The sequence below is a fragment of the Streptomyces violascens genome (genome assembly GCF_014649955.1).
GTDB classification, from domain to species: Bacteria; Actinomycetota; Actinomycetes; order Streptomycetales; family Streptomycetaceae; genus Streptomyces; species Streptomyces violascens.
Genome location: NZ_BMUA01000009.1, coordinates 107,149 through 133,339 on the forward strand (window position 1 = coordinate 107,149; position 26,191 = coordinate 133,339).

Genomic DNA, 26,191 nt, shown 5'->3' on the forward strand with positions numbered 1-26,191 from the left:
CTGCTTCACTCTAGGCCACGCTCGCTCCTGTCGGTAGTCGTTGCGCTACGGAGGGGAGTCGTTGATGTTCGGGAACCGGGGTGCGCACGAGGTGCCCAGTCCAGACGTGCTCAGGGCCGTACTGGGCGGACTGCAACGGCGGTTGGAGCCCGGGGAGCTGCCCGTGCCCGGGTGTGACATCTGCCAGGCGGCCAGCGGCGCGCGGGCCGGTGCGCACATGACGGGGAATCCTGTCGCCGTGCGCCAGGCGACCCGCATCATCCGCGGCCACCCGCACGGCGCGGGCGCCGGGCTGAATCTGGACGCCGGGGAGCTCGCGGAGTTCACGCGGCCGCGACCGGGGGCGGTCGATCCCCGGGCGTGCGCCGAGTGCGCGCTGATCAAGCTGCTGGCCGTGGAGGTCGTCGCGGCGGACAGCCGGGAGCTGGCCGCGCGCTGGATCGAACTGGCCTACCAGCATGCGGAGTTGGGGCATCCGTGGGACCGGCGTCTGGTGCGGGACTGAGGGGCGGAGCCCCACGGCCTCGGCGCCCGTGCCGAGCGGGGGCCATCGGGGCCGGCTCCAACCCCTACGCGGGAGGCGCGCCCGTACTCTCCCGTGGCTGCAACCGCGGCAACGGATCCTGAAGCTGGCGGGGGGCTCCCCCGTCCAGCAGGGCCAGCAGTTCCCCCGCCGCGCGGTGTCCGAACTCGTCCGCCTTGCGGACCAGCGCCGTGAGTTGGGGATGCAGCGTGTGGCAGATCACCGAGTCCTCCCAGGACACCACCGACACGTCCCGCGGGATGTGCAGGCCCCGCTCGGCCGCGACGCTGACCGCCGCCACCGCCATCACCTCGTTGTCGCAGATGAGCGCGGTGGGTGGGGCTGGGGCCGAGAACAGCCGCCGCGCCGCCTTCGCCCCTTGACGGTCCGTGAAGTCCGTCGTCACCGACACCGCCTGCTCCAGGCCGAGCCGTCGCCCGGCCGCCCGCAGCGACGCGATCCTGCGTGCCGTATGGGCGAAGCCCGGCGTACCCGCGATGTGGCCGATGCGGCGGTGGCCCAGTGCGTACAGGTGGCGGACGATCAGGTCCATCGCGCCCGAGTCGTCGGCCCAGATGTTGGAAAGCCTTGCCCGGCGCGGGAGTTGGGGCGCGTCCGGGTTGCCGGGGGCCTCCATGCCGCCGATGACCACGGCGGGCAGGCCGAGGACCGCCAGGGTCTCGGGGCGGGGATCCGACACCCGGGGGTCGACCACGATCACCCCGTCGACCCGCCCCTCCGCCCACCAGCGCCGGTACAGCTCGCACTCCGCCTGGACGTCCTCCACCATCTGGAACACCAGCGGCTGGTCGCGCGGGGCGAGGCTCGCCTGGATGCCCGAGACGAGCTGGAGGAAGAACGACTCCCCGCCCAGGCTGTCCGCCGGGCGGGCCAGGACCAGCCCGATCGCGCCCGCGTTCTCGCCGGAGAGCGCACGCGCGGCGGAGCTCGGCCGCCAGCCGAGCCGGTCCGCGACCCGTATGACCCGGCGGCGGGTCGCATCGGACACCCCGGGCCGGTTGTTGAGCGCGAACGAGACCGCGCTGGTGGAGACACCGGCCTCTCTGGCCACGTCTTTCATGGTCGGACGGCGGGGCGGCGGCGCATCGCTTTCGATCTCGCTCATGGGCCGATGGTAGCCGCAGCAACGCGTAAGTAACACGGTTTAGTTGATCGCCACTAAACCGTGTTAGTAGGCGTCAAATATTCGGGACTTTAGTCCTTTTTAGCCTCGCTGACCTGTATGTTTAGTAATTCGGCTCACTTATTCGCCATTGACGGCCAATTAATTCACGCTGCATGGTGTGCGGCAACGTCATCGGGACGAGGCGAAGGAGTCAGCCACTCATGTCCATTCATCGCAGTGTCGCGATCCGGACGGCCGTCGGGCTCGGCGCGGCCCTCTCGCTCACCGTGCTCACCGCATGCGGGGGCGGCGGGAGCGGCAAGGGTTCGGCCACCGACGGGAAGGTCGAGGGCGAGATCAAGTTCCAGACCTGGAACCTCCGCGCCAACTTCAAGGACTACTTCGAAGGCGTCATCAAGGACTTCGAGAAGGCGAACCCCGGCACCAAGGTGAAGTGGGTGGACCAGCCCGCCGACAACTACGCCGACAAGCTGAGTGCCGACGCCACCGCCGGCACCCTCCCCGATGTCGTGAACCTCTCTCCGGACCTCGCCTATCCGCTCGCCAAGGCAGGCACCCTGCTCAACCTGGACAAGGACAAGGTCGCCGCCAAGTTCAGGCCCGAATACCTGGACGGAGCCTGGCAGGGCTTCGACATGCCCGGCCTCGACGGCTCGTACGCCTTCCCCTGGTACCTCAACACCGGCCCGCTCTTCTACAACAAGACCATGTTCAAGGACGCCGGCCTCGACCCGGACAAGGCGCCGAAGACCTTTGACGAACTCTTTGCGGATGCAGCCCAGTTGGCGAAGAAGGGCAAGGCCACCCTCGCGCAGCCGCCGACGGTCGAGGACTTCGGACGGTACGGCGTCGACATCATGAGCAAGGACGGGACGAAGTTCACCTTCAACGATGCCAAGGGCGTCGAATTCCTGACCAAGTATCAGGAGATGTTCAAGGAGGGCGGGCTGCACAAGCAGGCCCTGACGCTCACCGCCGAGACGGCCGGGCAGAAGTTCCTCCAGCAGGAGATCGCCATGAACCCGGGCAGCGCCCACGACCTGGAGACCTTCAAGAAGAACGCCCCGACGCTCTACGGCAGCCTCGGCATCACCGACGTACCGACCAACACCGGCAAGCAGAACATGTACCTGCAGGGTCTCTCCGTCAACTCGCAGAGCAAGAACGCCGCGACCGCCCTCGCCTTCGCGCACTTCGTCACCGACCAGAAGAACCAGGAGGACTTCGGCCACAAGGTCGCCGTCTTCCCCAGCACCAAGGGCTCGCTCGACAAGGAGTACTGGACCAAGGCCGACAGTACGGAGGAGGGCAAGATCCGGGTCGCCTCGGCCAAGATGCTGCCGACCGCCGTCAACTACACGCCGGTGCTGTTCAGCGACGAGATGAAGACGATCCTGCGCAACGAGATCGCCAAGTGCCTCCAGGGCAAGGAGTCCCCGAAGGAGGCCCTGGACAGCGCGGCGAACCAGATGACCAAGCTGATCCAGCAGAAGTGACCCGGTGGACCGAGACATGAGCCACTCCTCGGTGCCGGCGACGAGCACCTCCACACCGACCCGGCGGTGCAAGCCATGAGCACCTCGACCACCACCGTCGCCGCGCAGGGGGCCGCGGGCCGCCCGCGCACCGCCGCCCCCGGCCGGCGTACGGGCCGCACCACGGCCCGTACGCACAAGGCCTTCAGCCCCTGGCTGTTCCTGGCGCCCGGACTCCTGATCACCCTCGCCTTCAACCTCTACCCGTTCCTCGCCACGGTGTGGAAGTCATTCACCGACGCCCGCACCCTGACCACCGGCAGCTTCGTCGGCTTCGACAACTTCACCGCGCTCGTCCACGACGACCAGTTCTGGGTCGCCCTGCGCAACAGCGCGCTGTACGTGGTCCTGGTCGTGCCCTGCCTGGTCTTCCTGCCGCTGCTGCTCGCACTCCTCGTGCAGCGGCACATCCCCGGCATCGCCTTCTTCCGGTCCGCGTACTACACGCCGGTCGTGGCGTCCGTCGTGGTCGTCGCCCTGATGTGGGTGTGGATGCTGGACGACCGCGGCTTCATCAACGGCGTCCTGCACATGGTCGGCGTCGACCCGGTGCCGTTCCTGTCCAACGAGTGGCTGCTGCTGCTCAGTTCCATGGCCCTGACCGTGTGGAAGGGTCTCGGCTACTACATGATCATTTACTTGGCCGCGCTCGCGAACGTGCCAAAGGAGCTGCACGAGGCCGCCGAGGTCGACGGGGCCGGGCCGATCCGCCGCTTCCTCTCCATCACCATGCCGTCCGTGCGCTCCACGATGGTTCTGGTCGGCGCCCTCTCCTCGGTCTCCGCCTTCAAGGTCTTCACCGAGGTCTTCATGATCGCGGGGCCGACCGGCGGGCCCGGCGGCGCCGACACCACCCTCGTCATGCTCATCCAGCGGGCCGGCACCGGACTCCAGGGCCGCACCGGCTATGCCTCCGCCATGTCGATCGTGCTCTTCCTGCTGACCCTGGTCCTGATGCTCCTCGTACTGCGGGCCGACCGGAAGGACAAGGACTGATGGCCGACCGGAAGGACACTCACTGATGGCCGCCGCCGCCCACGCCCCCGCGTCCGCCGATTCCCGCATCCCCGCCGGACCCCGCCGCACCCGCGCCCCCCGTTGGCGCAAGGCCCTGCGGTACGCGGCCCTCGTCATCGTGCTGCTGATCATGATCGGGCCGTTCCTGTGGCAGCTGTCCACCTCGCTCAAGGGCACCACCGAGGACATCTACACCTCGCCGCCCCGGCTGCTGCCCGAGCACCCCACCTTCGCCAGCTACCGGGGCGTCGCGGACATCATCCCGGTCTGGGACTTCATCCTGAACTCCGTGAAGGTGGCGCTCAGCAACGTCCTGACCAACGTGGTCGGCGCCGCGATGGCCGGGTACGCGCTCTCCCGGCTGCGCTTCAAGGGCCGCGGCGCCGCCGGAATCGTCTTCGTCCTGGCACTCCTGGTGCCGATGGAAGCGATCATGCTGGCCCAGTTCGCGACCATGCGCTCGCTCGAACTCAACAACACCCTGGTCGCCGTGGTGCTGCCCGGCTGCATCGGCGCGATGAACGTGCTGCTCATGCGCAACGCCTTCGACAACATCCCGTACGAGATCGAAGAGGCGGCCATCGTCGACGGCGCCAACGTGTGGCAGCGCTTCACCCGGATCGCGCTGCCCGCCGTGAAGGGAACGCTCGCGGTCGTCGCGATCTTCTCCTTCATGGGCGCCTGGGACGACTTCCTGTGGCCGCTGATCGTGCTCTCCGACTCCGACCACTTCACGCTGACCGTCGGCCTGAACTTCCTGCAGGGCACGTTCTCCAACAACCAGCGCGTCGTCGCGGCGGGCACCATCATCGCCGTCGCCCCGCTGATCGTGATGTTCGCCTGCCTCCAGCGGTTCTTCTTCCGCGGCGTCGGCGAGGGCGCGGTCAAGGGCTGACCACCTCAACTCCCCTACCGCACGACCGACTTGGAGCTCACCTCATGGCAGCCCCGCGCTTCGGCGTCAACTACACGCCCAGCCAAGGCTGGTTCCACCACTGGCTCGACTACGACCCGGACGCGGTGCGGGCCGACCTCGACTCCATCGCCGCGCTCGGCCTCGACCACGTACGGGTCTTCCCGCTCTGGCCCTACTTCCAGCCCAACCGCACCCTGATCAGGGCCCGCGCGGTCGAGCACCTCGTCGACCTCGCGGACGCCGCCGCCGAACGCGGCCTGGACGTCAACGTCGACGGACTGCAAGGGCATCTGTCGAGCTTCGACTTCCTGCCCGCCTGGACCCGCACCTGGCACCGCCGCAACCTGTTCACCGACCCCGAGGTCGCCGACGGGCAGGCCGCCTACCTGCGCACCCTGGCCGCCGCCCTCGCCGACCGGCCCAACTTCATCGGCATGACGCTGGGCAACGAGGTCAATCAGTTCTCGGCGGGCCCGCACCCCGATCCCGACCGGGCCACCCAGGCCGAGGTCGACGCCTGGCTGGAGAGGATGCTGGCGACCTGCGAGGAGGGCGCGCCCGGGAAGCTCCATCTGCATGCCGAGTACGACGCGTGCTGGTACCAGGACGACATGCCGTTCACCCCGGCCCAGGCGGCCCGGCGCGGCGCGCTGACCGCCGTGCACTCCTGGGTCTTCAACGGCACCGCGCAACGGCACGGCCGGATCTCCGTACCGACCGAGCACCACGCCGCCTATCTCGTCGAGCTGTCCAAGGCATGGGCGGACGACCCGCACCGCCCGGTCTGGCTCCAGGAGGTCGGCGCCCCCGCCCCGCTGGTGCCGCCCGTGCACGCCGCCGCCTTCACCGAGGCGACGGTCGAGAACGCCCTGGACTGCCCCGACCTGTGGGGCATCACCTGGTGGTGCTCCCACGACGTCTCGCGCGACCTGGCCGACTTTCCCGAACTCGAATACGGGCTCGGCCTGTTGACCAACGACCGGCGCCCCAAGGACACCGCCCAGGTCCTCGCCCGCACCGCCGCCGCATTCCGTGACGGCGTACGCGGCTACGCCCCCGCACCCCGCACGACCGCCCTCGCCGTACCCGATGACCCGGCCGCCCGCTCCGTGTGCGCCCCCGGCGGCGCCGTCTTCGAGGCGTTCTTCCGGCTCACCGCCGACGGCGCCCGCCCCACCACCGTCCTCGCACCACGGGCCGACGACGAGGCGCACCTCGCCGCGCGCGGCATCACCGAAGTCGTCACCCCCGACCAGGTCCGGTAACGCTCCCGCCAGGAGGCACCCCGTGAACCCGCACCCCACCAGACGCGCCGTGGTCCTAGCCGGCGCGGCAGCCGCCCTCGCCCCAGCACTCCCCGCTTTCGCATCAACTCCTGGGCAAGGTAACCCAGTTCAGCCGTACGCCTCCTACTGGTACCCGGACTCGCTGCCGTCGGGCAGCCCCGGCGAGGGCGTCACGTGGCGCAGCCTGAAGTCCTGGCGGAAGGCCACCGACGCCGACCTGGCGTTCAATGCGGCGACCGTGCCGCTCGCCCGGCGCTTCACCCCCACCCCGGCGAACCAGACAGCGCGGGCGGGCCAGGCCCGCATCCAGTCCCTGGTCTCCTTCGGCCCCACCGCGTCCAACCCCTCGCAGGGCGCGCCCACCGCCGACTACTACGCGCTGACGCACTGGGCATACATCGACGAGCTGGTCTTCTGGGGAGGATCGTCGGGCGAGGGCCTGATCCTCGCGCCGAACGCGCCGGTGGTGGACGCCGCCCACCGGCACGGCGTACGCGTCCTCGGCAACGTCTTCCTGCCTCCGGCGGCGTACGGCGGGCAGCTCCGGTGGACGCGCGACCTGGTGCAGAGGGACGCCTCCGGCCGCTACCCGCTGGCCGCCCAACTGGTCGCGGTGGCCGCCGCGTACGGCTTCGACGGATGGTTCATCAACGCCGAGACCGACGGCGGGAACACCGCGCTCGCCACCGACATGCTCGGCTTCGTGAAGGAGCTCAAGGCGCTCGGTGCGGCCAGGGGGCAGCGCGTCACCTGGTACGACGCGATGACCGCGAACGGCTCGGTGAGCTGGCAGGGTGCGCTGAACAGCCGGAACCAGGCGTTCTTCGAGGCCGCCGACACCATGTTCCTGGACTTCCGCTGGACGGCCGGAACCCTGGCCGCGTCCGGCACGAAAGCCGGGCAACTGGCCCGCAGCCGCTACGAGTTGTGGGCCGGGGTGGACGTGGAGTCCAACGGCTTGGACTCGTCGGTGGACTGGGACGCGATCATCCCCGCGACCGGGCCTCACGTCTCGTCGTTCGGCTTCTACCGCCCGGAGTGGACCCGCAATCACCTTCCCGCGAACCGCACCCCCGGCGACTTCCACGCCGCGGACGACCGCTTCTGGACGGGCTCGTCGCTCGACCCGTCGCGCCCCGAGGCCGGGTCCGGCTGGCGCGCCCCGGCCGTGGCGGTGGCCGACCGTTCGACGGTGAGCGCACTGCCCTTCGCCACCACCTTCAACACGGGCCACGGACTGCGCTGGTACGAGGCCGGCAAGGTGACGTCGCCCGCCGAGTGGAACCACCTGGGCCTCCAGGACCGGCTGCCGTCCCGGCGCTGGGTCACCCGCACGACCGGTCGACACCCCACCGTCGCCTTCGACTTCGCGGACGCATGGCGGGGCGGCAGCAGCGTGCTGCTCTCGGGAAGCCCGGGCGCGCCGGTCACCCTGGACCTGTACGTGACGCGCCTGCCGTTGTCGAAACGCACGGTCGTGGAACTCACCCACCGGGCCGACGCGGACGTCGTCGTCGAGCTGGCCGTGGCGACCGCCGAACCGGCGAGGCCGGGCGCCCCTCACCCGTACCGCTGCATACCGGCCGGCGCGCTGAAGGCGGGCGGGTGGACCACGACCCGGTTGCACCTGACCGGTCTGTCCGGCACGGCGAGGGCGATAGGGGTACGTCTTACGCCGGCCGGCGCGCTGACCTACCGACTCGGCGCGCTCGCCCTGCACGATGGTCCTCACGTACCCGGATCCCCACGGGAGTTGAAGGTGACCGCAGGGTCGGACGGTATGCGCTTCACCTGGCTCGGCGCCCCCGGCCCCGTACGCCATTACGAACTGCACCGGATCCTCCCGGACGGCACCCGGCGCTTCCTCGGCGGCACGTGCCAGAGCGCGTACTACGTGCCGGGCCTGGTGCGCGAGCAGGGCGAGAAGGCGGCGCGCTTCGAGGTGCGGGCGGTGGGCGAGCTGTACGCCGCGTCCGGTCCGGCCCCGGCCGCCCACACCTGGTAGATCCATCCCACCCCGAAACGGAGTCCCCTCATGCATGACGACCGCGGCCTGGTCGAAGCCCGCCTCAAGCGCGTTCTGGACGAGCGCATCCGCCCCGCCGTGTACCCGGAGTCGGTGCCGCTGGAGGTCGCCGTCTGGAACGCGCCGGGGGAGCCGGTACCGGTGGAGGAGGGCCTGGCCGCCCCGGTGTCGCCGGTCGCGGTCGGCGACATGTGGGGCCCGCCCTGGGGGACCAGCTGGTTCCGGGTGACCGGGACCGTACCGCGGGAGTGGGCGGGGAGGTCGGTGGAGGCGATCCTGGACCTCGGCTTCGACGAGAACATGCCGGGCTTCCAGTGCGAGGGCCTGGTCTACCGCCCCGACGGCACCCCGGTGAAGGGCCTCAACCCGCGTAATCAGTGGGTACGCATCGGAGCCCCGGTGGACGGCGGCGAAGAGGTACGCCTGCACATCGAGGCGGCCTCGAACCCGGTCCTGCTCGACTACCACCCCTTCCTGCCGACGCAGCTGGGCGACATCGAGACGTCGCACCAGGACCCGCTGTACAAGCTGACCCGGATGGACCTGGCGGTCTTCGACGAGACGGTGTGGCGCCTGGTCATCGACCTGGAGGTGCTCGGCGAGCTGATGGAGGAGCTGCCCGTCGAGTCGGGGCGGCGCTGGGACATCCTGCGCGCGGTGGACCGGGCGCTCGACACCCTTGATCTCCAGGACGTGAACGGCACGGCGGGGAAGGCCCGTTCGTGTCTGGTCGATGTCTTTTCCAAGGGCGCCGAGCCGTCGGCGCACCGGATCAGCGCGGTGGGCCATGCGCACATCGACTCGGCGTGGCTGTGGCCGCTGCGCGAGACGGTACGCAAGGTGGCGCGTACGACGTCCAATATGACGGCCCTCCTCGACGACGAGCCCGAGTTCGTCTTCTCCATGTCGCAGGCCCAGCAGTGGGCGTGGATCAAGGAGCACCGGCCGGAGGTGTGGGCGAAGGTGGTCAAGGCGGTGGCGGACGGCCGGTTCGTCCCGGCGGGCGGCATGTGGGTGGAGGCGGACACGAACATGCCGGGCTCGGAGGCGATGGCCCGGCAGTTCGTGCACGGAAAGCGGTTCTTCATCGACGAGTTCGGGGTCGAGAACGACGAGGCGTGGCTGCCCGACACCTTCGGGTTCGCGGCAGGACTGCCGCAGATCATCAAGGCGGCGGGCTCGAAGTGGCTCCTCACCCAGAAGATCTCCTGGTCGCAGACCAACAAGTTCCCGCACCACACCTTCCAGTGGGAGGGCATCGACGGCACCCGGATCTTCACCCACTTCCCGCCGGTCGACACGTACAACTGCGCCATGAAGGGCAGCGAGATCGCCCACGCGGCCAAGAACTTCAAGGACAAGGGGGTCGCCAGGCACTCGCTCGCGCCGACGGGCTGGGGCGACGGGGGCGGCGGCACCACCCGCGAAATGATCGCGAAGGCGGCGAGGCTGCGGAACCTGGAGGGCAGCGCGCAGGTGGTCTGGGAGACCCCGGCGGAGTTCTTCGCGAAGGCGGAGGCCGAGTACGCGAATCCGCCGGTGTGGGTGGGCGAGCTGTACCTGGAACTGCACCGGGCGACCCTGACGAGCCAGGCGAAGACGAAGCAGGGCAATCGCCGGAGCGAGCATCTGCTGCGGGAGGCGGAGCTGTGGTCGGCGACGGCGGCGGTGAGGTCCGAGGAATTCGCCTATCCCTACGCGGACCTGGACCGCATCTGGAAAACGGTACTGCTGCACCAGTTCCACGACATCCTGCCGGGGTCGTCGATCGCGTGGGTGCACAGGGAGGCGGAGAAGACGTACGCGGCGGTGGCCGCGGAACTGACCGCGATCATCGACAGGGCCCAGCGCGCGTTGGCGGGCGAGGGTGAGGAGCCTCTGGTCTTCAACGCGGCTCCGCATGCGCGGCACGGGGTGGCGGCCGGCGGGGCGTCTTCCGTGGCCGGGGATGCCCACTCCGAACTCTCCGCCCGTCCGGGCGGCGGCTTCACCTTGTCCAACGGCCGACTGCGAGTGGAGATCGACGAGCGGGGCCTGCTGGTCTCGGCGTACGACGTGCTCGCCGGCCGGGAGGCGATCGCGCCGGGCAGCCCGGCGAACCTCCTGCAGATCCACCCCGACTTCCCGAACATGTGGGACGCGTGGGACGTGGACGCGTTCTACCGCAACACGGTGACGGATCTGGTGGAGGCGGAGGAGGTGGCGCCGGGGGAGGCGGGCGCGTCGGTGCGGGTGGTGAGGTCGTTCGGTTCGTCGAGGGTGACCCAAACACTGACCTTGACGCCGGGTTCGTCCCGCCTGGACATCGACACGGAGGTGGACTGGCAGGAGACGGAAAAGTTCCTGAAGCTGGCGTTCCCGCTGGACGTGCACGCGGAGCGGTACGCGTCGGAGACGCAGTTCGGCCACTTCTACCGGGCGACGCACACGAACACGAGCTGGGAGGCGGCGAAGTTCGAGGCGTGCAACCACCGCTTCGTCCACCTGGAGGAGCCGGGCTGGGGCGTGGCCCTGGTGACGGATTCGACCTACGGCCACGATGTGACGCGCACGGTGCGCGCTGCCGACTCGGGTACGACGACGACCCTGCGGGTCTCGCTGCTGCGGGCACCGCGCTTCCCTGACCCGGAAACCGACCAGGGCCTGCACCGCTTCCGCCATGCGCTGGTGCCGGGCGCGACGATCGGGGACGCGGTGAGGGAGGGGTACGGGGTGAACCTCCCGGAGCGCAGTCTGCCCGGGGCGGGCCCGGTCGAGCCGCTGGTGGCCGTCGACAACGACGCGATCGTGGTCACCGCCGTGAAGCTGGCGGACGACGGGAGCGGGGATGTGGTGGTCCGCTTCCACGAGGCGGCCGGGGGCCGGGCGCGGGGGAGGCTGACGCTGGGCTTCTCGACGGAGCGGTTCGTGGCCACGGACCTCCTCGAACGCCCGCTGGCGGAGCCGGAGTCGACGGAGGGACTGGTGGAGGTGACCCTGCGCCCGTTCGAACTGCGGACGTTGCGGTTCGAGCGGGTGTAGCGGGAGCGGGCCGTCCCGGCGGCGGGCTCGGGCCCACCGCCGGGGGGTGGCTATACGGGATGGACGGGCTCGGCGAGCAGGTCGTCGACGAGCTGGAGCCGGGTCTCGGGGAAACGCTCCGCGATGGCGTCGCTCATCATGGCGGCCCCCTCGGGATCCGGCATCGCACACCGCTCACGGCTCTCGGCATCGGGCCACCGCGCGTACGCGACCCACGTACCGTCGTCCGCCCGGTGGAGCCGCGATCCGTAACTCCCGCACTGCGCGTGGATCGCCTCGGTCACCCGGTGCCAGCCGTCGGCGAACTGCTGCTCCTTGTCCGGCTTGATGCTCCATCGGTAGATCACGGCGAACATCTCTGGCTTCCCCCTCGTGCGATCGCGACCGGTCCGTGTGAACAGTAAATGATGTCGCGCGACCTGAGGGACCTGCACTGCTTCGGCCCGGCCGCCCTCACCCGGTCCGTTCTGCCGCACCTGCGCCCTCCTCACGACCCCGCCCCGCCCGTGCCGTGAACGGCCGGGCGGGGTTCGTCGTTGGAGCCCAAGCCCCCGCCCTCAAACCCCCCGCAACCAAACCGTCCCCAACGGCGGCAGTGTCAAGGACAGGGACACCGGCTGCCCGTGCGACGGCACCGGCTCCGGCTTCAGGGGGTCCGGGTTGCCCACCCCGCTGCCCCCGTACCGCAGCTCGTCCGTGTTCAGGACCTCCCCCCACGCTCCTACCGACTCCGGCACCCCCAGGCGGTACTCCGCGCGCACCACCGGGGAGAAGTTGGAGATCGACAACAGCGGGGTGCCCGCCGCGTCGTGGCGGAGGAAGGCGAAGACGTTGTCCTCCGCCGCGTCTCCGGCCACCCACGTGAACCCCGACGGGTCCGTGTCCCGCTCCCACAGGGACGGCTGCGCCGCGTACACCGCGTTCAGGTCGCGGACCAGGTCGCGTACGCCCCGGTGGTCCGATTCCGCGCTGTACGACGGGTCCAGGAGCCACCAGTCCGGGCCGTGGCCCTCCGACCACTCCGCTCCCTGGGCGAACTCCTGGCCCATGAAGAGGAGTTGTTTGCCGGGGTGGGCCCACATGAAGCCCAGGTAGGCGCGGTGGGTGGCGCGCTGTTGCCACCAGTCGCCGGGCATCTTCGACACCAGGGCGCGCTTGCCGTGGACCACCTCGTCGTGCGAGATCGGCAGTACGTAGTTCTCGCTGTACGCGTACACCATCGAGAACGTCATCTCGCTGTGGTGGTACTTGCGGTGCACCGGCTCGTGCTGGACGTAGCCCAGCGAGTCGTGCATCCAGCCCATGTTCCACTTCAGGCCGAAGCCCAGGCCCCCGTGATCGGTGGGCCGCGTCACGCCGTCCCACGCCGTGGATTCCTCCGCGATGGTCACGACGCCGGGGCAGCGCCGGTACACCGTCGCGTTCATCTCCTGGAGGAAGGCGACCGCGTCCAGGTTCTCGCGGCCGCCGTGCTCGTTGGGGGTCCACTCGCCGTGCTCGCGCGAGTAGTCCAGGTACAGCATCGAGGCCACCGCGTCCACGCGGAGGCCGTCCACGTGGAACTCCTCGCACCAGTACGTCGCGTTGGCGACCAGGAAGTTGCGGACCTCCTTGCGGCCGTAGTCGAATTCGAGGGTGCCCCAGTCGGGGTGCTCGGCGCGGGCCGGGTCCTCGTGCTCGTAGAGCGTGCGGCCGTCGAACTCCGCGAGCGCCCAGTCGTCCTTCGGGAAGTGCGCCGGCACCCAGTCCACCAGCACCCCGATGCCCGCCTCGTGCAGCGCGTCGATGAGGAAGCGGAAGTCGTCCGGGGTGCCCATGCGCGACGTCGGGGCGTAGAAGCCCGTTACCTGGTAGCCCCACGAGCCGCCGAAGGGATGCTCCGCCACGGGCAGGAACTCCACGTGGGTGAAGCCCAAGTCCTTCACATATGCCGGGAGTTGGTCGGCAAGCTGACGGTATGTCAGGCGTGGCCGCCAGGATGCCAGGTGTACCTCGTACACCGAGAACGGGGCCTCGTGCACCGGGCGCTCGGCCCGCCGGGCCATCCAGGCCGCGTCCCGCCAGACGTGGTGCGACTCGGTGACGATCGAGGCGTTGGCCGGGGGCACCTCGGTGCGCTGGGCCATCGGGTCGGCGCGCAGGGTGTGGCTGCCGTCCGGGCGCATGATGTCGAACTTGTAGAGCGCCCCGTCGCCCACCCCGGGCAGGAACAGCTCCCACACCCCGGTCGCGCCGAGCGAGCGCATGGGGTGCGCGGTGCCGTCCCAGTACGTGAAGTCGCCCGTGACCCTGACCCCTTGCGCGTTCGGCGCCCACACCGTGAAGCGGGTGCCGGTCACGCCCTGGTGGACCATCGGGCGGGCGCCGAGCGCCGTCCACAGCTCCTCGTGCCGGCCCTCGCCGATCAGGTGCAGGTCGAGGTCGCCGAGCGAGGGCAGGAAGCGGTACGGGTCATGCACCTCGATCTCGGTGTCCTCGTAGGTGACGAGCAGGGTGTAGTCCGGGATCTCGCGCAGCGGAAGGACCCCGGAGAACAGCCCGTCGCCGTCGTCGTGCAGCTCGGCCCGCAGCCCCTTCCCGAGCACCGTCACCGCCTGCGCGTACGGGCGCAGGGCCCGGAACGCCACCCCGCCGCGCACCGGATGTGCGCCGAGCAGGGAGTGCGGATCGTGGTGCCCGCCCGCGAGCAGGCGCCCCCGGTCCGCGGCGGCTAGGGCGGGCGCGGGCCGTACGCCGCGGCTCGCGGCCCGGCGCGGCGCGGGCGGCGCTTTGGCCGGCTTCGCCGCCGGGGCCGGCTCGGCGGTGCGCGGGGCGGGTTCGGAGGAGCTGCGGGCGGGGCGGGGGGTCACGGGGTCTGCCTCCTCAAGTGGCGTCATGTGCGGGGGAGTTCACGACTTCAGTCCCTGGCCAGGCGGCGGATGGCCGCCATCGGTACGGGCAGCCAGTCGGGGCGGTGCCGGGCCTCGTAGAGCACCTCGTACACCGCCTTGTCGGTCTCGTAGGCGCGCAGCAGCTCGGGCGACTCGCGCGGGTCCGAGCCGGAGCGCGCCGCGTAGCCCGCGCAGTAGGCGGCCCGGCAGTCCGTGGCCCAGCCCGGGTTCGGCGGGCGCGCGGAGCAGGACGCGTAGTCGAAGGAGCGCAGCATGCCCGCGACATCGCGGACCGGGGGCTGCGGGCGGCGGCGCTCGGCGAGCGGGCGGGCCGGCTCACCCTCGAAGTCGATCACCGACCAGGACCCGTCCGCGGGGCACAGGGCCTGGCCCAGGTGCAGGTCGCCGTGGACGCGCTGGGCCGTGCCCGCCGAGTCGAGGGCCGCGACCGCCTCGAACGCGGCCCGCAGGCCCGGTACGTACGGTGTGAGCGCGGGCACCGCCTGGGCGGTGGCGTCGAGGCGCTCGGCCATCGCGGCCGCGATCAGCGCCGTCTGCGGGCGGCCGAGGGTGACCGGCGTGAACGCCTCGGCGAGGGCCAGGTGCACCTCGGCGGTGGCGCGCCCCAGCTCGTACGCCTCCCGTGTGAAGGGGCGGCCCGCCGCGAGCGAGGCGAGCGCCAGGGTCCAGCCGTCGTCGGCGCCGCGCAGGAACGGCTGGAGCACGCCGAGCGTCGCGTCCTGGGGCTGGGAGGTGCGGAACCAGGCCGCCGGGGCGGGCACCCGCGCACAGCCCTGACGGGCCAGCGCCCACGGCAGCTCCAGGTCGGGATTGACGCCCGGCTGCACCCGGCGGAACACCTTCAGGATGAACGTATCTCCGTACACCAGCGAGGAGTTGGACTGCTCGACGCCGAGCAGACGCGGTGCCAGACCCGGCGGAACATTCACCTCCGGGTCGAGTTCGAAGGACAGCGGGCCCACCGTGCCCGGGGTGCGCAGGCGCTCCAGGAGCAGGGCCGCGGACTGCGGGTCCTGGAGGGCGTCGTACACCGTGTGCCCGGCCAGCGGGCCCTTGTCCGCCCGGCCGATCAGGGCGGGGGCGAGCCGGGGCGGCAACTGGTTTCGCACCCCGATCAGGAGCTGGTAGCAGTCGGCGGGCACCGGCGTGGCGTCGGCGGGGAGCGGCACCGGGGCGTGTTCGGTACGCACAAGCAGGTGCAGGAAGCCGGGCAGCAGCTCCGTCGCGGTGAGCAGGGCGAAATCCGTGACGGGCCGCCCCTTGCCGGCGAACCAGCGCTGCCGGGGCAGCCACTCGTGCAGGAGCGGGGCGAGCGAGGTCAGCAGCCGGGCGAGTGGGAGGCCGGTGGAACGGGGCGGTGCGGCCTTCGGCATGACGGCGCATCCTTTCCCCGGGCACACATCGAGTTGCGCAGAGTGTCCCGGATTGCAACAGAAGCTGTCCGGCGGCGCGCGGGGTTCGGGGTTCAGAGTGCCCCGGGCGGAGCGGCCAAAACCGCTCCGCCCGGGGCTACGGGTCAAGTGACGGCGGGGTCCTTCCGCAGCCGGAACCAGTAGAAGCCGTGGCCGGCCAGGGTGAGCAGATACGGCCACTCGCCGATCGCCGGGAAGCGCACCCCGCCGATCAGCTCCACCGGATGCATCCCGTTGAACGCCCTCAGATCGAGCTCGGTGGGCTGTGGGAAGCGCGAGAAATTGTGCACGCACAGCACCAGGTCGTCGCCGGACTCGCGCAGGAAGGCGAGCACGGCAGGATTCGACGACATCAGCTCGGTGTACGAGCCGAGCCCGAAGGCGTGGTTCTGCTTGCGGATCTCGATCATCCGCCGGGTCCAGTGAAGGAGCGAGGACGGCGAGGCCATGGCCGCCTCGACGTTCGTCACCTGGTAGCCGTAGACCGGATCCATGATCGTGGGCAGATAGAGCCGGCCCGGGTCGCAGGAGGAGAAGCCCGCGTTGCGGTCCGGGGTCCACTGCATCGGGGTGCGCACCGCGTCGCGGTCGCCGAGCCAGATGTTGTCGCCCATGCCGATCTCGTCGCCGTAGTACAGGATCGGCGAGCCGGGCAGCGAGAGCAGCAGCGCGGTGAACAGCTCGATCTGGTTGCGGTCGTTGTCGAGCAGCGGGGCGAGCCGGCGCCGGATGCCGATGTTGGCGCGCATCCGGGGATCCTTGGCGTACTCGGCGTACATGTAGTCGCGCTCTTCGTCCGTGACCATTTCGAGGGTGAGCTCGTCGTGGTTGCGCAGGAAGATGCCCCACTGGGCGTTGCGCGGGATGGCCGGGGTCTTGGCCAGGATTTCCGAGACCGGGTAGCGGGACTCGCGGCGCACCGCCATGAAGATGCGCGGCATCACCGGGAAGTGGAACGCCATGTGGCACTCGTCGCCGCCCTTGGCGAAGTCGCCGAAGTAGTCGACGACGTCCTCGGGCCACTGGTTGGCCTCGGCGAGCAGCACCGTGTCCGGGTAGCTCGCGTCGATCTCGGCCCGTACCCGCTTGAGGAACTCATGCGTTGCCGGAAGGTTTTCGCAGTTGGTCCCCTCCTCCTGGTACAGGTAGGGCACCGCGTCGAGGCGGAAGCCGTCGATGCCGAGGTCGAGCCAGAAGCGCAGGGCGGAGACGATCTCCTCCTGCACGGCCGGGTTCTCGTAGTTGAGGTCCGGCTGGTGGGAGAAGAAGCGGTGCCAGTAGTACTGCTTGCGGACCGGGTCGAAGGTCCAGTTGGACGTCTCGGTGTCGACGAAGATGATCCGGGCGTCCTGGAACTGCTTGTCGTCGTCGGCCCAGACGTAGTAGTCGCCGTACGGGCCCTGCGGGTCCTTGCGCGACTCCTGGAACCACGGATGCTGGTCGCTGGTGTGGTTCATGACAAAGTCGATGATCACGCGCATGCCACGCTGGTGGGCGGCGTCCACGAATTCCACGAAGTCGGCGAGATCGCCGAACTCGGGCAGGACCGCGGTGTAGTCCGAGACGTCGTAGCCGCCGTCGCGCAGCGGGGATTTGAAGAACGGCGGCAGCCAGAGGCAGTCGACGCCCAGCCATTGGAGGTAGTCCAGCTTGGCGGTGATGCCCTTGAGATCCCCGACGCCGTCGCCGTTGCTGTCCTGGAAGGACCGCACGAGCACCTCGTAGAACACCGCTCGCTTGAACCACTCGGGGTCGCGGTCCTTGGCGGGGGTGTCCTCGAAGGTGTCGTGGACGGGCTCGTTGACGATCATGGTGTGGGTGACCCTCCGATCGGCGGGGACGGTCGCAGGACCAGGATGTGCGCGGGTGCCCGGCCCGGCTCCAGACGCACGTAATTGGCCCTGCCCCAGTGATAGGTCTCACCGGTGAGCTCGTCGCGCACCGGGAAGGACTCGTCCCATGCGAGGCCGAGTTCCGGCATGTCCAACGAGACCGTGGCCTCCTGGGTGTGGTGGGGGTCGAGGTTGGCGACCACCAGTACGGTGTTCGACCCCGCGCGCTTGCTGTACGCGATCAGGGCGTCGTTGCCGGTGTCGTGGAAGTGGACCGAGCGCAGCTGACGCAGTGCCGGGTGGCGGCGCCTGATGCGGTTCAGCGAGGTGATCAGCGGGGCGATGGAGCGGCCCTCGCGCTCGGCCGACTCCCAGTCGCGGGGCCGCAGTTGGTACTTCTCGGAGTTCAGATACTCCTCGCTCCCGGGCTTGGCCGGGGTGTTCTCGCACAGTTCGTATCCGGCGTAGACACCCCAGGTGGGGGAGAGCGTCGCGGCGAGCACGGCCCGCACCTCGAAGGCGGGCCGGCCACCCTCCTGGAGGTAGCCGTGCAGGATGTCAGGGGTGTTCACGAAGAAATTGGGCCGCATGTAGGGCGCGGTCTCGCCCGCCAGCTCGGTGACGTATTCCGTGAGCTCGTGCCGGGTGTTGCGCCAGGTGAAGTAGGTGTACGACTGCTGGAAGCCGATCTTGGCGAGGGTGCGCATCATCGCGGGCCGGGTGAACGCCTCGGCCAGGAAGATCACGTCGGGGTCGGTGCCGTTGATCTCGGCGATGACCCTCTCCCAGAAGACCACCGGTTTGGTGTGCGGGTTGTCGACCCGGAAGATCCGTACGCCGTGCCCCATCCAGAACCGCAGCAGCCGCACCGTCTCCTCGATGAGGCCCGGCATGTCCTGCTCGAAGGCGATCGGGTAGATGTCCTGGTACTTCTTCGGCGGGTTCTCGGCGTACGCGATCGTGCCGTCCACCCGGTGGTGGAACCACTCGGGGTGCTTGTCGACCCAGGGGTGGTCGGGGGAGCACTGGAGGGCGAAGTCGAGGGCCACCTCCAGGCGCAGGTCGCGGGCGGCGGCCACGAAGTCGTCGAAGTCGTCGAGGGTGCCGAGGTCGGGGTGGACGGCGTCGTGCCCGCCGTCGGCCGAGCCGATCGCCCAGGGCACGCCGACGTCCCAACGCCCCGCCTTCAGGCTGTTGTTGGGGCCCTTGCGGTAGGTGGAGCCAATGGGGTGGATGGGCGGCAGATAGACCACGTCGAAGCCCATCGCGGCGACCGCGGGAAGCCGCTCGGCCGCGGTGCGGAAGGTGCCGGAGACCGGCGGTGCGCCCTGGGTGACCACCGCCCCCTCCGAGCGCGGGAACAGCTCGTACCAGGACCCGAACAGGGCGCGCTCGCGCTCGACGAGCAGGGGCATGGCCGCCGAGCAGGTGACGAGCTCGCGCAGCGGGTGCGCCGCGAGGGCGGCCACCGCGGCCGGGGCGAGGGCGGCCGCGAGCCGCTTCCTCGGCGTGCGGCTCGTGTCGCGCAGGGCGTCCACCGCGGCGAGCACCGCCTCGCGGCCCTCGGCCTTGGGCACCCCGGCCGCGGCCCGCTCGTACAGCGCGGCGCCCTCCGCGAGGACGAGCTCGGTGTCCTGGCGGGCCGGGATCTTGACGGCGGCGTGGTGGCGCCAGGTCGTGACCGGGTCGCTCCAGGCCTCGACGGTGTACGTCCAGCGGCCCTCGGCGGACGGGGTGACCTCGGCGCCCCAGCGGTCGGTGCCGGGGGCGAGCTCGCGCATCGGTGTCCAGGGGCCCGGCCTGCCTCCCGGGTCTCTCAGGACGACATTGGCGGCGACCGCGTCATGGCCCTCGCGGAAGACGGTGGCGGTGACCTGGAAGCTCTCCCCGGCCACCGCCTTCGCGGGCCTTGTGCCGCACTCGACGGCGGGATGTACGTCGAGCACGGGGATGCGGCCGATTGACGGGTTCGGGTTCACGGGCTCACCTGCGGATGATTGGTAGGGTTTGCCGCGTTTGCGGGAATCTGTCCTTTTTAGCTGCTCCGTTGACGGCTGACCGGCTGCGGGCATGGCCGCTCCTGTCCGCGTTCACTCGAATGGCGTGCGGGAGAGACTGCGGGAATGCGTTACCGGGGGAGCCTTCCACGGTGTACGGGTGGGCATTCCGGCAGTTTGTTAACTACCTGCGCGTAACGGTTCAGACAAGGAAAGCGCCGCGGCTTTCGTCGACAACGGCCCAAACTTTGCCTACCCGTAGGTCATGTGATGCTCCGTCAGGTGACGGCCGAAATCGGTGGGCCCGGGCCGCGAGGCGCTGTGGTTGACGAGGGCGCACCGGCACTACCTTCGGGTGTGAAGGAGGGGCGCACATCGCGGTGTGCCCACCCCGGTACGTAGGTCCCCTGCAAAGGTGGAAGCGTGAAGGCAATCCGTCGATTCACCGTGCGCCCTGTCCTGCCCGACGCCCTCCGGCCGCTCAGCGAACTCGCGCGCAATCTGCGCTGGTCCTGGCACACCGAGACCAGAGAACTCTTCCAGTCCGTGGACCCCGACGGCTGGCGGGCGGCGGGTGAGGACCCGGTGCGGCTGCTCGGCGCCGTCAGCGCCGCCCGCCTCGACTCGCTCGCCCAGGACCGCCGCTTCCTGCGCAGACTCACCGCCGCCGCCGACGACCTCGACGACTATCTGCACGGCCGCCGCTGGTACCAGGAGCAGGGCGGTGAACTCCCTTGCGCCATCGGCTACTTCTCTCCCGAATTCGGCATCACCGCGGCCCTGCCGCAGTACTCCGGCGGCCTCGGCATCCTCGCCGGCGACCACCTCAAATCCGCCAGCGACCTCGGCGTACCGCTCATCGGGGTCGGCCTGCTCTACCGGCACGGCTACTTCCGCCAGTCGCTCTCGCGCGAGGGCTGGCAGCAGGAGCACTACCCCCTGCTCGACCCCAATGAGCTGCCCGTCTCGCTGCTGCGCGAGGAGGACGGCACCCCGGCCAGGGTCTCCCTCGCGCTGCCGGGCGGCCGCGCCCTGCACGCCACCATCTGGCAGGCCCGGGTCGGCCGGGTGCCGCTGCTCATGCTCGACTCGGACGTCGAGGAGAACGCACCCGGCGAGCGCGACGTCACCGACCGGCTCTACGGCGGCGGCAGCGAGCACCGGCTGCTCCAGGAGATGCTGCTCGGCATCGGCGGGGTGCGGGCGGTCCGCACGTACTGCCGGCTCACCGGGCACCCTGCGCCCGAGGTGTTCCACACCAACGAGGGCCACGCCGGTTTCCTCGGGCTCGAACGCATCCGTGAGCTCGCGGGCGAGGGGCTGGAATTCGACGCCGCGCTCGAATCGGTGCGGTCCGGGACCGTCTTCACCACCCACACCCCGGTGCCGGCCGGAATCGACCGGTTCGACCGCGAGCTGGTCGCCCGCCACCTCGGCGACGACGGCGAGCTGCCCGGAGTGCCCGTCGAGCAGATCCTCCAGCTCGGCATGGAGACCTACCCGGGTGGTGAACCCAACCTCTTCAACATGGCCGTCATGGGCCTGAGGCTCGCCCAGCGCGCCAACGGGGTCTCGACCCTGCACGGCGCGGTCAGCCGCGAGATGTTCGCGGGCCTGTGGCCGGGGTTCGACGCGCAGGAGGTGCCGATCACCTCCGTCACCAACGGCGTGCACGCCCCGACCTGGGTCGCGCCCGAGGTCTTCCGGCTCGGCGCCCGCCAGATCGGCGCGGGCCGCACCGAGGACGCCCTGACCGTCGGCGGCTCGGAGCGCTGGGACGCGGTCGCCGACATCCCGGACTCCGAGATCTGGGAGCTGCGCAGGGAGCTGCGCGAACAGCTCGTCGTCGAGGCCCGCGAGCGGCTGCGGGCCTCCTGGCGCCAGCGCGGCGCGGGATCGGCCGAGCTCGGCTGGATCGACGGGGTGCTGAACCCCGACGTGCTCACCATCGGCTTCGCCCGGCGCGTTCCCTCGTACAAGCGGCTCACGCTGATGCTGCGCGACCGGGACCGTTTGATGGAACTGCTGCTGCATCCGACGCGGCCGGTGCAGATCGTCGTCGCGGGCAAGGCGCATCCCGCCGACGACGGCGGCAAGCGGCTCGTGCAGGAGCTGGTGAAGTTCGCCGACGACCCGAGGGTGCGCCACCGGATCGTGTTCCTGCCCGACTACGGCATGGGCATGGCGAAGAAGCTCTATCCGGGCTGCGACGTGTGGCTCAACAACCCGCTGCGGCCCCTGGAGGCCTGCGGGACGAGCGGCATGAAGGCGGCCCTCAACGGCTGCCTCAACCTGTCCGTCCTGGACGGCTGGTGGGACGAGTGGTTCGAGCCCGACTTCGGCTGGGCCATCCCGACCGCCGACGGTGCGTCGACCGACGAGGACCGGCGCGACGAGCTGGAGGCCAACGCGCTGTACGACCTCATCGAGGACCGGGTCGCCCCGCGCTTCTACGACCGGGGCCCGGCGGGGCTGCCCGACCGCTGGATCGAAATGGTCCGCCAGACCCTGGCCACCCTTGGCCCGAAGGTGCTCGCGGGGCGGATGGTGCGGGAGTACGTGACCCGCCTGTACGCGCCCGCCGCCGCGGCCCACCGGGCCCTTGACCCCTCCACGGCAAGGGAGCTGGCGCACTGGAAGGGGCGGGTGCGGGGCGCCTGGCCGCGGGTCGCGGTCGACCACGTCGAGGCCCTGGCCGTGGCGGCAGCGGCCCCCAACGGCACCGCCGAGCTCGGCTCCACCCTCGCGCTGCGGGTCCGCGTCACGCTCGGCGAGCTCGGCCCCGAGGACGTCGACGTGCAGGCGGTGGCGGGCCGGGTGGACGCGGCCGACACCATCGCGGACGCGGCGACCTTCCCGCTGAAACCGGCGGGCGGCCCGGACCTGGAGGGCCGCTGGATGTACGAGGGCCCCCTCGCGCTCGACCGCACGGGCCTGTTCGGCTACACGGTCCGCGTGCTGCCCGCCCACCGCCACCTGGCCACCCACGCGGAGCTCGGCCTGATGGCGGGCCCGACGGAGGCGACCGGGGAGGGCGCGGGCGTGCTCATGCGCTGAGCCGCGTACACCTGCGGACATGGGCGGTGCCCGGAGCCTCGTGGGCTCCGGGCACCTTCACTTTCCGGCCAGCCGCCTGGTCAGAAGGTGAGCTTCCAGAGGGTGAACTTCACCGATTCCGGAGGGAGTTCAGAAGGAGAGCTTGAAGTCGGTGATCGTGCCGACGTCCTGGCTCGCCTTGTCCTGGACCTTCAGCTTCCACACACCGTTCGCCGCGACGCCGGAGGCGTTCACGGTGTACGTCTTGTCGAGGTTCGCCGTCGAGTCCGAGGAGGAGTTCTTCAGACGGAACGACGTTCCGTTCGGGGCCACCAGGTCGATCTGGAGGTCGCCGATGTAGGTGTGGGTGATCTTCACTCCGACCTTGAGGGTGGACGGCGCGTTGCCGGTGATGCCCGAGACGGTGACCGGGTCGGTGACCGCGGCGCCCGGGTAGTCCGGGATGTCCACGCGCGTGGTGGACTCGAAGACCTTGCCACCGGGGTCGCCGCCGCCGGCGCGGGCGCCGACGTTGATGGCCGCCCAGGCGTTGGTGATGTTGGTGACCTCGGCGCTGCTCGCGCCGTACAGCTCGGTCGCCGCGGCGATGGTGCCCGCGCGGGCCCCCGCGTAGTCCGTGCTGGAGTTGAACTTCGTGGTCAGCGCCTTGTACCAGATGAGCTGGGCCTTGTCGCGGCCGATGCCGGTGACCGGCAGGCCGTCGGAGGTCGGCGAGTCGTAGCTCACGCCGTTGATGACCTTGGCGCCGCTGCCCTCGGAGGCCAGGTAGAACCAGTGGTTCGCGGGGCCCGAGGAGTAGTGGACGTCGAGGTTGCCGACGCCGGAGTACCAGCTGTCCGCGGAGCCGCCGTCCTTGCTCGGCTTGTCCATGTAGCGCAGCGGGGTGCCGTCACCGTTGATGTTGATCTTCTCGCCGATGAGGTAGTCACCCGGGTCCGAGGCGTTGTTCGCGTAGAACTCCACCGACGTGCCCATGATGTCGGAGGTCGCCTCGTTCAGGCCGCCGGACTCGTCGGCGTAGTTGAGGCCCGCAGTGGCGGCGGTGACGCCGTGCGTCATCTCGTGGCCGGCCACGTCCAGCGAGGTCAGCGGGTCGTTGTTGCCCGAGCCGTCGCCGTACGTCATGCAGAAGCAGCTGTCGTCCCAGAACGCGTTCACGTACGCGTTGCCGTAGTGGACGCGGGAGTACGCGCCGACACCGTCGCCGCGGATGCCGCTGCGGCCGAAGACGTTCTTGTAGAAGTCCCAGGTCTCGCCGGCGCCGTAGGCGGCGTCCGCCCCCGCGGTCGCGGCGTTGGAGTTGGTGCCGTCGCCCCAGGTGTCGTTGGTCTGGGTGAACAGCGAGCCCGTACCCGACGAACCGTGGTTCAGGTTGTACGTCTTGTGCCCGCCGCGCGCGGCGTCGGTCAGGGTGTAGTTCGACCCGGACTGCGAGGTGCCGAGCGTGACCTGGCCGCTGTAGTGGGTGTTGCCGACACCGGTCTCGATGCCCTGCCACTGGTGCAGCTTGGCGCCCGTCCTGGCGTCCGTGATGACGTGCAGCTGGTTGGGGGTGCCGTCGTCCTGCAGCCCGCCCACGACCGTCTCGTACGCGAGGGTCGGCGCGCCCTTGACCATCCAGATGACCTTGCGGGCGCTGTCGGCCTTGTCCGCCTTCGATCCGGCGGCCTTGGCGGCCTTGACGGCCAGGCCCTCGGCGGCGGCCGGGGCGTTGGCGGGGGCAGCGGTGGATATGCCCTTCAGCGCCGAGTTGTTCGCCTTGAGGACGTCCTTGGTCTTGCCGGCCGCGGTGTCGACCATCAGGTCGCCGCCGAGGACGGGCAGACCGTCGAAGGTGCGCTCGTAGCGGGTGTGCGTGGTGCCGTCCTGGTCCTTGGACACATCGTGGACGACGAGCTTCTCCTGCGCGCTGAGCCCGAGTTCCTTGGCCGTGGCCGCCGTGGTGGCCGTGGCCTGGCGTATGAGCTCGGCGCGCTGGGAGGGGCTGAGGGTTGCAGGCAGGGCGCCCGGGTTGCGTACCGCCTGGGCCTTGAGGGCCGCGGTGGCCGCGGAGTCGTCGGGGCGTGCGCTGGCGCTACCTGCCTGGACGCCGACACTGAGCATGGCGGCTGCGGCGATCAGGGCGCCGGTGGCGGTGGCACGACGACGGTGCGTGGATCTCACGCGAACTCCTTCTGCGAGGGGGTTCCGGTCGACTGGGTGGGGTCGGCCGGGCAGAGCTGTGCGGAGCGAGTGCGGCAACAAAGTGTTGTGCGTGAAAACTTTGTGAGTGGAACGGGGAGAGAGTGCCAGCAGATGAGAACTACTGTCAGGAGCGCGTCAACAAGTTGGCCGAAAAACGTCCGCTGTCCGAAGGTCGCCGTTCGTTAACCGGACGTTTCGGCAATGATGACGGCGATGCCGTCGAGGAGTCGGTCGAGCCCGAAACCGAAGAGCGGGTCCAAGTCCAGCTCGAACGGATCGTGTTCGAATACGGAGGTCGGAACGGGGTGGCCGCCGCCCGGCACGATGGCCGCAAACCGCCCCCGCTCCGGTCCGTCCATTCGTCGTCCCGGACGCCGGTGTCCTGGAGCGCGTGCCCCTCCAACTCCATGGCCACGCCCAGACCTCGCAATGGGGTGGAGTTGCCGCCCGTCCTGATGATCATGGCCGGATTCAGTCTGCCGTACGTGTTCATCCGGCGTCAGTCCAGGCTCGCCCACCCCCTCGGTCGACCTGGAACTGCTGAGGAGGCGCGGCTACGGCGGCGCGGGGAACTGCGCGATCGGCGCCAACCGGCCTGCGGGTGAACGCATCCGCCCCCTCAGGCCCGCGGGTCGATCCACAGCGACGTCGCCACCGCGCAGAGGTCGCCCGAAGCCGAGGCCAGAGCCACGCCCATGTGGTGTTTGCGGCCTTCCTCGGAGCGTAGCCAGGCGTACGAGATGAGCTGCTCGCCCGCCTTCACCGGGCGGAGCAGGGTCGCCGTGAGGGAGGCCGTCACCGCTCCGGGGCGCTGGGTGCCGAGGAGGCGGCCCGCCGCGTTGCCCGGGCAGTCGAGTGCGCCCCACATCAGGGACGGAGGCAACAGGCCGTCCGCGTCGGCGAGTTGGGTGCCGGGGGTCCAGGCCGTGGCCACCAGATCGCGGCCCGGGACCCGCCCGCAGTGCTGGCGCAGGCCCGTGTCGGGCGTGCGCTCCAGGCCGCAGCCGAAGCAGTCGACGCTGCCGGACGGGGGCGCGGCCCGGTAGGCGTCGCCGGCCGCGGACGCCTCGGCCCATGACGGCGCCCCGGGCGCCTCGACGCTCTGCTCGGCCGGGACGGCGAGAGCAAGCACCACCTCCCCGGAGGTCAGTTCGGCGCCGCCGTCCGTGGTCTCGGCGAGCCGCACCGGCACATCCGTCGGCACCGGCCGCCGGAAGTCCACCCGTACCGTCTTCGCCGCGGCCCGCCCGGCGAGCACGCCCGCCACATAGCCGCCGAAGGCCACCCCCGGATACCCCTGGAGGTGGGCCGGAACCGTGATCGTCTCCATGGCTGTCATGCTGACCA

17 protein-coding genes are annotated in these 26,191 nt (G+C 70.5%); 8 read left to right on the plus strand and 9 right to left on the minus strand.

What is annotated here, in order from left to right:
- Window positions 1-64: 64 nt before the first annotated feature.
- On the plus strand, window positions 65-505 hold the full coding sequence (locus tag IE206_RS19955; RefSeq protein ID WP_189963814.1) for a hypothetical protein: 441 nt from the start codon (window positions 65-67) through the stop codon (window positions 503-505).
- 64 nt (window positions 506-569) lie between these two features.
- Here IE206_RS19955 and IE206_RS19960 read toward each other — a convergent pair whose 3' ends face one another.
- Entirely contained in the window at window positions 570-1,649 is a 1,080-nt protein-coding gene (locus IE206_RS19960; RefSeq protein WP_226599834.1) for a LacI family DNA-binding transcriptional regulator, read from the minus strand.
- A 221-nt stretch (window positions 1,650-1,870) separates the two neighbouring features.
- Between IE206_RS19960 and IE206_RS19965 the strand changes: the two genes are divergently transcribed.
- From IE206_RS19965 to IE206_RS19985, 6 genes are all read left to right on the plus strand, one after another.
- On the plus strand, window positions 1,871-3,166 hold the full coding sequence (locus IE206_RS19965; protein WP_189963815.1) for an ABC transporter substrate-binding protein: 1,296 nt from the start codon (window positions 1,871-1,873) through the stop codon (window positions 3,164-3,166).
- Between the two features lie 75 nt (window positions 3,167-3,241).
- A complete protein-coding gene (locus IE206_RS19970) occupies window positions 3,242-4,201 on the plus strand; it encodes a carbohydrate ABC transporter permease (protein ID WP_189963817.1) in 960 nt (319 codons plus the stop codon).
- Between the two features lie 25 nt (window positions 4,202-4,226).
- Window positions 4,227-5,117 (plus strand): carbohydrate ABC transporter permease, encoded by an 891-nt coding sequence (locus tag IE206_RS19975; RefSeq protein ID WP_189963819.1) that lies wholly within the window; start codon window positions 4,227-4,229, stop codon window positions 5,115-5,117.
- Between the two features lie 44 nt (window positions 5,118-5,161).
- Entirely contained in the window at window positions 5,162-6,403 is a 1,242-nt protein-coding gene (locus IE206_RS42495; protein ID WP_226599833.1) for a glycoside hydrolase 5 family protein, read from the plus strand.
- A 22-nt stretch (window positions 6,404-6,425) separates the two neighbouring features.
- Window positions 6,426-8,429, plus strand: a complete 2,004-nt coding sequence (locus tag IE206_RS19980) for an endo-beta-N-acetylglucosaminidase (RefSeq protein ID WP_226599832.1) — start codon at window positions 6,426-6,428, stop codon at window positions 8,427-8,429.
- Window positions 8,430-8,459: 30 nt separating this feature from the next.
- Window positions 8,460-11,471, plus strand: coding sequence for an alpha-mannosidase (locus IE206_RS19985; protein WP_189963823.1), 3,012 nt, complete (start codon window positions 8,460-8,462; stop codon window positions 11,469-11,471).
- 50 nt (window positions 11,472-11,521) lie between these two features.
- Here the strand turns inward: IE206_RS19985 and IE206_RS19990 are convergent, their stop codons facing one another.
- From IE206_RS19990 to IE206_RS20010, 5 genes are all read right to left on the minus strand, one after another.
- Window positions 11,522-11,827 carry an antibiotic biosynthesis monooxygenase family protein gene (locus tag IE206_RS19990; protein WP_189963825.1) on the minus strand — a complete coding sequence of 102 codons (306 nt, stop codon included), beginning with the start codon at window positions 11,825-11,827 and terminating at the stop codon, window positions 11,522-11,524.
- A 201-nt stretch (window positions 11,828-12,028) separates the two neighbouring features.
- The gene (gene glgB / locus IE206_RS19995; RefSeq protein WP_189963827.1) at window positions 12,029-14,347 is read right to left on the minus strand and encodes a 1,4-alpha-glucan branching enzyme; all 2,319 of its coding nucleotides are present in this window, start codon (window positions 14,345-14,347) and stop codon (window positions 12,029-12,031) included.
- 20 nt (window positions 14,348-14,367) lie between these two features.
- Entirely contained in the window at window positions 14,368-15,735 is a 1,368-nt protein-coding gene (locus IE206_RS20000; protein WP_189963829.1) for a maltokinase N-terminal cap-like domain-containing protein, read from the minus strand.
- Window positions 15,736-15,878: 143 nt separating this feature from the next.
- Window positions 15,879-17,585 (minus strand): maltose alpha-D-glucosyltransferase, encoded by a 1,707-nt coding sequence (gene treS, locus IE206_RS20005; RefSeq protein WP_189963831.1) that lies wholly within the window; start codon window positions 17,583-17,585, stop codon window positions 15,879-15,881.
- Complete coding sequence (locus tag IE206_RS20010) at window positions 17,582-19,678, minus strand: alpha-1,4-glucan--maltose-1-phosphate maltosyltransferase (protein ID WP_189963833.1); 2,097 nt, start codon at window positions 19,676-19,678, stop codon at window positions 17,582-17,584. Before IE206_RS20010 ends, treS begins: the two co-directional genes overlap by 4 nt.
- 348 nt (window positions 19,679-20,026) lie before the next feature.
- On the opposite strand from IE206_RS20010, the gene glgP reads away from it, so the two are divergent.
- The gene (gene glgP / locus IE206_RS20015) at window positions 20,027-22,660 is read left to right on the plus strand and encodes an alpha-glucan family phosphorylase (protein ID WP_189963835.1); all 2,634 of its coding nucleotides are present in this window, start codon (window positions 20,027-20,029) and stop codon (window positions 22,658-22,660) included.
- A 129-nt stretch (window positions 22,661-22,789) separates the two neighbouring features.
- Here glgP and IE206_RS20020 read toward each other — a convergent pair whose 3' ends face one another.
- The 3 genes from IE206_RS20020 to IE206_RS20030 form a co-directional block, all read right to left on the minus strand.
- Entirely contained in the window at window positions 22,790-24,823 is a 2,034-nt protein-coding gene (locus IE206_RS20020) for a M4 family metallopeptidase (RefSeq protein ID WP_189963837.1), read from the minus strand.
- A 203-nt stretch (window positions 24,824-25,026) separates the two neighbouring features.
- Window positions 25,027-25,203 (minus strand): hypothetical protein, encoded by a 177-nt coding sequence (locus tag IE206_RS20025; protein ID WP_189963839.1) that lies wholly within the window; start codon window positions 25,201-25,203, stop codon window positions 25,027-25,029.
- A gap of 260 nt (window positions 25,204-25,463) precedes the next feature.
- The gene (locus IE206_RS20030) at window positions 25,464-26,183 is read right to left on the minus strand and encodes a PaaI family thioesterase (protein WP_189963840.1); all 720 of its coding nucleotides are present in this window, start codon (window positions 26,181-26,183) and stop codon (window positions 25,464-25,466) included.
- Window positions 26,184-26,191 lie beyond the last annotated feature (8 nt).

What these genes read in the sequence shown, in the direction of transcription:
- IE206_RS19955 (WP_189963814.1), top strand. Translation starts at nt 65, where the DNA reads ATGTTCGGGAACCGGGGTGCGCACGAGGTGCCCAGTCCAGACGTGCTC.
- IE206_RS19960 (WP_226599834.1), bottom strand. Translation starts at nt 1,649, where the DNA reads ATGAGCGAGATCGAAAGCGATGCGCCGCCGCCCCGCCGTCCGACCATG.
- IE206_RS19965 (WP_189963815.1), top strand. Translation starts at nt 1,871, where the DNA reads ATGTCCATTCATCGCAGTGTCGCGATCCGGACGGCCGTCGGGCTCGGC.
- IE206_RS19970 (WP_189963817.1), top strand. Translation starts at nt 3,242, where the DNA reads ATGAGCACCTCGACCACCACCGTCGCCGCGCAGGGGGCCGCGGGCCGC.
- IE206_RS19975 (WP_189963819.1), top strand. Translation starts at nt 4,227, where the DNA reads ATGGCCGCCGCCGCCCACGCCCCCGCGTCCGCCGATTCCCGCATCCCC.
- IE206_RS42495 (WP_226599833.1), top strand. Translation starts at nt 5,162, where the DNA reads ATGGCAGCCCCGCGCTTCGGCGTCAACTACACGCCCAGCCAAGGCTGG.
- IE206_RS19985 (WP_189963823.1), top strand. Translation starts at nt 8,460, where the DNA reads ATGCATGACGACCGCGGCCTGGTCGAAGCCCGCCTCAAGCGCGTTCTG.
- IE206_RS19990 (WP_189963825.1), bottom strand. Translation starts at nt 11,827, where the DNA reads ATGTTCGCCGTGATCTACCGATGGAGCATCAAGCCGGACAAGGAGCAG.
- glgB (WP_189963827.1), bottom strand. Translation starts at nt 14,347, where the DNA reads ATGACGCCACTTGAGGAGGCAGACCCCGTGACCCCCCGCCCCGCCCGC.
- IE206_RS20000 (WP_189963829.1), bottom strand. Translation starts at nt 15,735, where the DNA reads ATGCCGAAGGCCGCACCGCCCCGTTCCACCGGCCTCCCACTCGCCCGG.
- treS (WP_189963831.1), bottom strand. Translation starts at nt 17,585, where the DNA reads ATGATCGTCAACGAGCCCGTCCACGACACCTTCGAGGACACCCCCGCC.
- IE206_RS20010 (WP_189963833.1), bottom strand. Translation starts at nt 19,678, where the DNA reads ATGCCCGCAGCCGGTCAGCCGTCAACGGAGCAGCTAAAAAGGACAGAT.
- IE206_RS20025 (WP_189963839.1), bottom strand. Translation starts at nt 25,203, where the DNA reads ATGGACGGACCGGAGCGGGGGCGGTTTGCGGCCATCGTGCCGGGCGGC.
- IE206_RS20030 (WP_189963840.1), bottom strand. Translation starts at nt 26,183, where the DNA reads ATGACAGCCATGGAGACGATCACGGTTCCGGCCCACCTCCAGGGGTAT.